7 protein-coding genes are annotated in these 6,842 nt (G+C 75.6%); 2 read left to right on the forward strand and 5 right to left on the reverse strand.

From position 1 onward, the window contains the following. Nucleotides 1-58: 58 nt before the first annotated feature. The 5 genes from ACFWEE_RS32450 to ACFWEE_RS32470 all read right to left on the reverse strand — a co-directional run bounded on the left by ACFWEE_RS32450 (nucleotide 59) and on the right by ACFWEE_RS32470 (nucleotide 5,104). Nucleotides 59-730 (reverse strand): class F sortase, encoded by a 672-nt coding sequence (locus tag ACFWEE_RS32450; RefSeq protein WP_386894807.1) that lies wholly within the window; start codon nucleotides 728-730, stop codon nucleotides 59-61. 1 nt (nucleotide 731) lies between these two features. Next, nucleotides 732-1,280 (reverse strand): hypothetical protein, encoded by a 549-nt coding sequence (locus ACFWEE_RS32455; protein ID WP_386894809.1) that lies wholly within the window; start codon nucleotides 1,278-1,280, stop codon nucleotides 732-734. A gap of 159 nt (nucleotides 1,281-1,439) precedes the next feature. Further along, nucleotides 1,440-2,219, reverse strand: a complete 780-nt coding sequence (locus ACFWEE_RS32460) for an HAD-IIA family hydrolase (protein WP_386894811.1) — start codon at nucleotides 2,217-2,219, stop codon at nucleotides 1,440-1,442. Between the two features lie 190 nt (nucleotides 2,220-2,409). Further along, on the reverse strand, nucleotides 2,410-3,684 hold the full coding sequence (locus ACFWEE_RS32465) for a peptidase (RefSeq protein WP_386894813.1): 1,275 nt from the start codon (nucleotides 3,682-3,684) through the stop codon (nucleotides 2,410-2,412). Between the two features lie 244 nt (nucleotides 3,685-3,928). Then, nucleotides 3,929-5,104, reverse strand: a complete 1,176-nt coding sequence (locus tag ACFWEE_RS32470; RefSeq protein ID WP_386894815.1) for an ROK family protein — start codon at nucleotides 5,102-5,104, stop codon at nucleotides 3,929-3,931. A gap of 56 nt (nucleotides 5,105-5,160) precedes the next feature. Between ACFWEE_RS32470 and ACFWEE_RS32475 the strand changes: the two genes are divergently transcribed. Both ACFWEE_RS32475 and ACFWEE_RS32480 read left to right on the forward strand, forming a co-directional pair. Continuing rightward, a complete protein-coding gene (locus ACFWEE_RS32475) occupies nucleotides 5,161-6,306 on the forward strand; it encodes a Gfo/Idh/MocA family oxidoreductase (RefSeq protein WP_386894817.1) in 1,146 nt (381 codons plus the stop codon). After that, nucleotides 6,303-6,788: a heme-degrading domain-containing protein gene (locus tag ACFWEE_RS32480; protein ID WP_386894819.1), complete on the forward strand. Its 486-nt coding sequence runs from the start codon at nucleotides 6,303-6,305 to the stop codon at nucleotides 6,786-6,788. The genes ACFWEE_RS32475 and ACFWEE_RS32480 overlap by 4 nt, the downstream gene beginning before the upstream one ends. The last annotated feature ends 54 nt before the right edge of the window (nucleotides 6,789-6,842 follow it).

Here is a 6,842-nt window from a genome sequence, read left to right on the forward strand (position 1 = left end):
CTCCGGGAGGGGAGCGGCCACCCGACGGGGCCGGGTTACGGCGGGCGGGAGCACCGGGTCAGGGCCCGGAGTCCTCACCCGTGAGGTAGGCGGAGACGACGACGTTGGCGGTGTAGGCGTGTGCCGCCTTGTCGTACGTACCGCCGCAGGTGATCAGCCGGAGTTCGGCCCGGCCGTCGTGGCGGGGGCCGTACGCCTTCTGCGCGTCGAAGCGTTCCCGGGTGAGGACCTGCACGTCGTCGACGGTGAACTCGGCGACCGTGCCGTCGGCCCGGGTCACCCGGACCTCGGCGCCGGGCCGGGTGGCGCTCAGCCCGTAGAAGACGGCGGGTTCGGTCTCCGTGTCGACGTGGCCGACCATGAGGGCCGCCCCGGCGGTGCCGGGTTCGGCTCCGCCGTCGTACCAGCCGACGGTCCCCGGGGTCTCGAACGGCGGCGGGTCGACGGCTCCCTCGCCGTCGAGGCCGCGTCCCACGACGGGGGCGTCGATGCCGACGGACGGGATCTCGACCCGGCGCGGCGGCGAACCGTCCAGCGGGTCGTGCGCCGGGGGCAGCGGCGCCCCGAGGGGGCGGCCGACCGCCGCGACGTCGCCGGTGGTCGGTGCGGAACTGCCGCCGGGCCCTCCGGCGCCTTCGCGGCCCCAGAGCCAGAGGCCGAGCAGGAGCACGGCCCAGACCACTCCGGTGAACAGCCGCCCGGTACCTGCCGGGCGGGCGGGGGCGGACACGTCAGTCCGCGGCCGGACGGCGGCGGCGTGCGCCGCGGAACGCGACGGTGGCCGCCGCGGCGGCGGCGAGGGCGAGCCCGGCCACCGCGTGCGGGAGGCCGGGACCGTCCGAGTCACCGCCCTGCTCGGCGAGGACGGCGGTGCCGCCGCCACCGGCCCGGACGGGGGCGACCGGGGTCGGCCGGGCGTGGTGCACCACGGTGAGGACGGCGGAGGCCCGGCCGCCCCCGCCGTCCCTGCCCTCGCAGCGCAGGGTGACGTCGTACCGGCCGGCCTCGGCGTCCGACCGGACCCGGGCCTCGGCGCTGAGGCCCTTCCCGTCGGCGGGGGTGAACCGTACGGAGGAGACGAAGGCGTCGGACGTGCCGAGGCCCTTCTCGCCCTTGCCGCAGGCGTCGGACCGGAGCGCGACCTTGCCGCCGGGGGCGATGGTGGACGGGGTCACCCGCAGGGTGCCGTCGTCGTACGGAACGGCCGAAGCGGCGGGCGCGGAGACGGATATCGCCGCGACCGCCGCGGTAGCACAGATGGTGAGGGGCAGTGAACGCATCGTGAACCTCCTGAGGGCAGGTTCACCCGTACGCGCGCTTCCCGCATCCGCTGTCGCCCGGTCGGGGGACGGGGCGGCCCGGCGTCCCGGCGCCGGACCGGTGTCGGTGCCCGGACCGGTGTCGGTGCCCGGCCCGGTGCCGGTGCCGGACCGGTGGCCTCAGACCAGGTCGACGAGGTCCGCGATGGAGTCGACCACGTTGGACGGGCGGAAGGGGTAGCGGTCGATGTCGGCGGTGGTGGTGAGCCCGGTGAGCACCAGGAACGTCTCCATCCCGGCCTCCAGCCCGGCCAGCACGTCGGTGTCCATCCGGTCACCGATCATGGCGCTGGTCTCGGAGTGGGCGCCGATGGCGTTGAGCCCGGTCCGCATCATCAGCGGGTTGGGCTTGCCCGCGAAGTAGGGCTCCTTGCCGGTGGCCTTGGTGATCAGGGCCGCGACGGAACCGGTGGCCGGCAGCGGCCCCTCGGCGGACGGGCCGGTCTCGTCCGGGTTGGTGCAGATGAAGCGGGCGCCCGCGTTGATCAGCCGGATCGCCTTGGTCAGCGCCTCGAAGCTGTACGTACGGGTCTCGCCGAGCACCACGTAGTCGGGGTCGTGGTCGGTGAGGACGTACCCGATGTCGTGCAGTGCGGTGGTGAGCCCCGCCTCGCCGATGACGTACGCCGTGCCGCCCGGACGCTGGTCGTCCAGGAACTGGGCGGTCGCCAGCGCGGAGGTCCAGATGTTCTCGACCGGAACGGCCAGGCCCATGCGGCTGAGCCGGGCGTGCAGGTCGCGGGCGGTGTAGATGGAGTTGTTGGTGAGGACGAGGAAGGGCTTCCCGGACTCCCGCAGCCGCTTGATGAACGCGTCCGCGCCGGGAATGGGGGTGCCCTCGTGGATGAGGACCCCGTCCATGTCGGTCAACCAGGACTCGATCGGCTTGCGCTCTGCCATCACACGGACTCCTGCCGTACGCACGGTGCACACGAGGTGCTGGACGCCGGCGGCACCGCGGTGTGCAGCGCCGACGCCCCGAGTTTAGGCGGTGTACGGCGTATCAAGATCGGCCAGGTCACGGGCGTTTGCGGGAGACGCCCGCGCGCGACGACCGTGCCACCGCCCACGCGTCGACTCCGCCCGCACCTCAGCCCCGCCCTCGCGCCGGCCCCGGGCGGCACCGCATCCGGCGGGCCAGCAGCAGCGCGGCCGTACCGCCGAGCAGCAGTGCGGCGGCCACCGCGCCGGTGCGCAGGGCCGCCGCGCGGCCGGGGCGGCCGGTCCGGGCGAGCTCGGGCAGCGGGTTCCCGGCCGCGTCGCGCGACGGGCCGACGCCGCCGCCCGGGGGTGCGGTGGAGGAGCCGGGAGCGGTGCGGGAGCCGGGAGCGGTGGTGGTACCGGTGCGCGGGGTGGTGCCCGGGGGCCGGGTGCCGGGTCCCGTGCCGGGGGCGGTTGCGCTCTCCGGGGCGGTCGCCGTGCCGGTCTCCGCGTCACCGCCCGTGCCACCGTCGGTGCCGGAACCGCCCTCCGCGCCGGTGGTCCCGTCCCCGACGCCCGCGTCCGCTTCCGTGTCCGCTTCGGTGTCCGTGTCCGCAGCCCCCTCGTCCGCCCCGGCGAGGAGGTCGTCGGAGGCGGTCCCGTCGGCATCGGGCTCGTCGGGGAACACCAGGTCGGCGCCGCCTTCGATGTCGCCCTCGACGATGGAGAACGGGTAGTCCTCCGACTCCCCCACCCAGTCCCCGTCGGGGGCCACGACGGAGCCGTCCGCCACCGCGTCCTTGGGGGGCGCGGCCGGGCGGCGCTGCACGATGGCGGCGTTGGCCACCACCCTTCCGGGCCGGGTGTCGGAGGTGAACGCCATCCGGACGCGGACGGTGACCGTGCGTCCGGCGGGGACGGTGAAGCCCTCGAAGTCGTCGCCCCCTTCACCGCTGCCGAAGACCCCGATCTGCTCGTTCCGGTCGGTGGTCTCCCAGCTGACCCGGTGTTCCGCGCCGGTGCCGGTGCCCGCGCCCGTCTCCGTACCGGTGCGTTCCGCGTACGCGAGCTGGATCTGGTCCGGCGTCAGCTGCCGTTCCTCGTCGGTCAGGACGAGGACGGGGTGGAGGGCACGGCAGGACTCGGTGGTGGTGTTGACGAGGTCCAGGTACCAGATCCCGTATCCCCCGCCGGAGGCGTAGGTGTCCGGGCCGCCGTGGATGCGGGTGTCGATGGGAAAGTCCTTGGCGTCGAGGTCGCCGCAGGCGGGCGGCTGATCCGCGAGGACGGTGGCGGTGGCGGAGTGTTCCGCCGCCGAGGTCGGCGGGCCGCCGAGCAGCGCGCCCGGTACGGCGATCCCGGCCGCCAGGCCGAGCGAGGTGAGCGCACGTCCGTCGCGCAGGCGCGCGGGAGGTCGCAGTCGTGCGGGAGGTCTGGGGGGCATGGGAGGCACCCTTCGCAGCTCGCGAACGAACGCCCGGTGCGGAGGAACCACCGGCGTGTCGTGACCGGTGCGCGGAACCACCGGCGTGTCGGCGGAGACGCTGCCACGCATACGTACGAACATCGCACCGACATGCCGGAGACCACCCGCCCGGCGGCACCCCGTCACTCCGCCGCCGTGGCTCCCACTGTCGTGACTCCTTCTCCCGGGAGGCCCTTTGCCGTCACGCCCCCGCCCCGGCGGGTCACTCCGCCGTCCGCCCGAAGAGCGGACCGAGGACCAGTTGGGCGGCGCCCTCGGCGACCGGGCGGTCGCCGCCGCCCGCCACCGCGACCGGCACGGGCGTCCCGACGCCTTCGCGCCGGGCGCGCTCCTCGATCACGGCGCGCACGCCGCGTACGTAGGCGTCCTCGTGCGCCGCGACCGTGCGCCCGCCCAGCACCACCCGGTCGATGTCGAGCAGCGCGACGAGGTTGGCGGCCCCGGCGCCCAGCACCCGGGCTGCTTCGGCCACGTCGCCCCGCTCCACCGCCGCCAGGCAGAGCGCCTCGACGCAGCCACGACCGCCGCAGCCGCACGGCGGACCGTCCAGTTGCAGGGTCTGGTGCCCGAACTCGCCCGCGCCGGTGCGCGCGCCCCGGTGCAGGGCGCCGCCGAGGACGAGCCCGGCGCCCAGGCCCGTACCGAGGTGGAGGTAGGCGAAGTCGCCCGCGCCCGGGTCGCGCAGGGCGAGGCCGAGGGCGGCGGCGTTGGTGTCCTTGTCCACGGAGACGGGCAGGCCGGTGCGGGCGGCGAGCGCCTCGCGGAGCGGGAACCCGTCCCACCGCGGGAAACCGGTGACCCGGTGCAGCACCCCGTCGCGGTGGTCGAGCGGGCCGGGGAGGGCCACCCCCACGCCGAGCACCGTGGGGTGCCCGGGACCGTGCGCCGCGTCGCCGGGGCCGCCCTCCGCCACCGGCGCGCTCACCTCCGCGACCGCGTCCGCCGCGCCCGCGACGACCTCGTCCGCCGGGGCGCCGAGGTCGAGGGGTGCGGTGCGGACGGCGACGGGCGTACCGGCGAGGTCGACGAGGACGGCGGTCAGCTCGTCCCGGTCCAGGTGGAGGCCGACCGCGTAACGGGCGTCGGGGACGAGTCGGAGCACGGTGCGCGGCTTGCCGCCGGTGGAGGCGCGGCGGCCGGCCTCGGCGGCGAGGCCCTCGCCGCGCAGCCGGGCGGTGATCTTGCTGACGGCCTGCGGGGTGAGCCCGGTGCGCTCGGCCAGTTCCAGCCGGCTGATGCCGTCGCCGCCCGCGCCGCGCAGCAGGTCGAGCACGAGGGCGGCGTTGTGGTGGCGCAGGGCCGGCAGGTTGACCCCGCCGCCGTTGCGCGCGCCGACGCCGGGTGCGGTGCGGGGATCGCTGGTATCGCTGGTGTTCACCACCCCATTGTGGCCACCGCTTGCACTTTGGCAACAGCGTTGCTTAAGTGGTGGGCATGACTTCCACCGATCCCCTCCGCGTCGCACTCGTCGGCTACGGCCTGGCGGGTTCCGTCTTCCACGCCCCGCTGATCGCGGCGACCGAGGGCCTGGTGCTCGACACGGTCGTCACGTCGAACGAGGAGCGCCGGGCGCAGGCCCGCGCCGAGTTCCCCGCCGTCCGCTTCGCCGACTCCCCCGAGGAGCTGTGGGCCCGCGCCGACGAGCTGGACCTCGTCGTGATCGCGACCCCGAACAAGACGCACGTCCCGGTCGCGAAGGCCGCCCTGGCGGCCGGGCTGCCGGTCGTCGTCGACAAGCCGATCGCGGGTACGGCCGCCGAGGCGCGCGAGCTGGCCGCGCTCGCCGAGGAGAGCGGACTGCTCCTCTCGGTCTTCCAGAACCGCCGCTGGGACAACGACTTCCTGACGATCGCCCGGCTGATCGCCGACGGCGAACTCGGTGCCGTACAGCGCTTCGAGTCCCGGTTCGAGCGGTGGCGCCCGCAGCTGAAGGGCGGCTGGCGCGAGTCGGGCGACCCGCAGGAGATCGGCGGGCTCCTCTACGACCTGGGCAGCCACATCGTCGACCAGGCGCTGGTCCTGTTCGGCCCCGCCGTGCGGGTGTACGCCGAGTCCGACGCCCGCCGCCCCGGCGCGGCCACCGACGACGACACCTTCATCGCGATCACCCACGAGAGCGGCGTCCGCTCCCACCTGTACGCCAGCGCCACCACCGCCCAGCTCGGCCCGCGCTTCCGGGTGCTGGGCGGGCAGGCCGGTTACGTGAAGTACGGCCTGGACCCGCAGGAGGCGGCGCTGCGCGAGGGCCGCCGCCCCGGCACGGGCCAGGAGCCGTGGGGCGAGGAGCCCGAGGGTCTGTGGGGCCGGCTCGGCTCGGGCGAGTCGCCGCTGACCGGCGGCGGTGTCCCGGTCCGCACGCTGCCCGGCGACTACCCCGCGTACTACGCGGCCGTCGCCGCCGCCCTGCGAGGCACCGGCGAGAACCCGGTCACCGCCCTGGAGGCCGCGGCGGCCCTGGACGTCCTGGAGGCGGCCCGCCGCTCCGCGCAGGAGGGCGTCTCCGTCACCCTGGTCCCGCAGCCGGGCGCCCACCCCGCCCAGCCCGCCGGCACCCCGGGTGCGAAGGAGGCGCGGGCATGAGCAGCCGCCCCGACGCGCCGACCGTCTCCGAACTGCTCGCCCAGGAGCGCCGGCTGACCCTGCCCCGCTTCGGGTACGAGGACGCGTACGCCCTCGGCACCCTGCTGGTCAGGCTGGCCCGCGAGCGCAACGCCCCGGTCGCCATCGACATCCGGCGCGGCCCGCAGCAGCTGTTCCACGTCGCGCTCCCCGGCTCCAGCGCCGACAACGACGCCTGGATCGACCGCAAGCGCAAGGTCGTGGAGCGGTACGGCGAGAGCTCCTACCTCGTGGGCACCCGCTTCCGCGCGAAGGGCACCACCTTCGAGGACTCCTCCCGCCTGCCGCTGGGCACGTACGCCGCGCACGGCGGTTCGTTCCCGATCACGGTCGACGGCGCGGGCGTCATCGGCACCGTCACCGTCTCGGGCCTCCCGCAGGCCGAGGACCACGCCCTGGTGGTCCAGGGCCTGGAGGAGTTCCTGGCCACGCAGGCGGGCTGAGCCGGTCCCGTATTCCGTACGTACGCCCCGTGGCCCCGCGCAGATGTCGTGCGC

It is taken from the genome of Streptomyces sp. NPDC060184 (assembly GCF_042728795.1).
GTDB lineage: Bacteria > Actinomycetota > Actinomycetes > Streptomycetales > Streptomycetaceae > Streptomyces.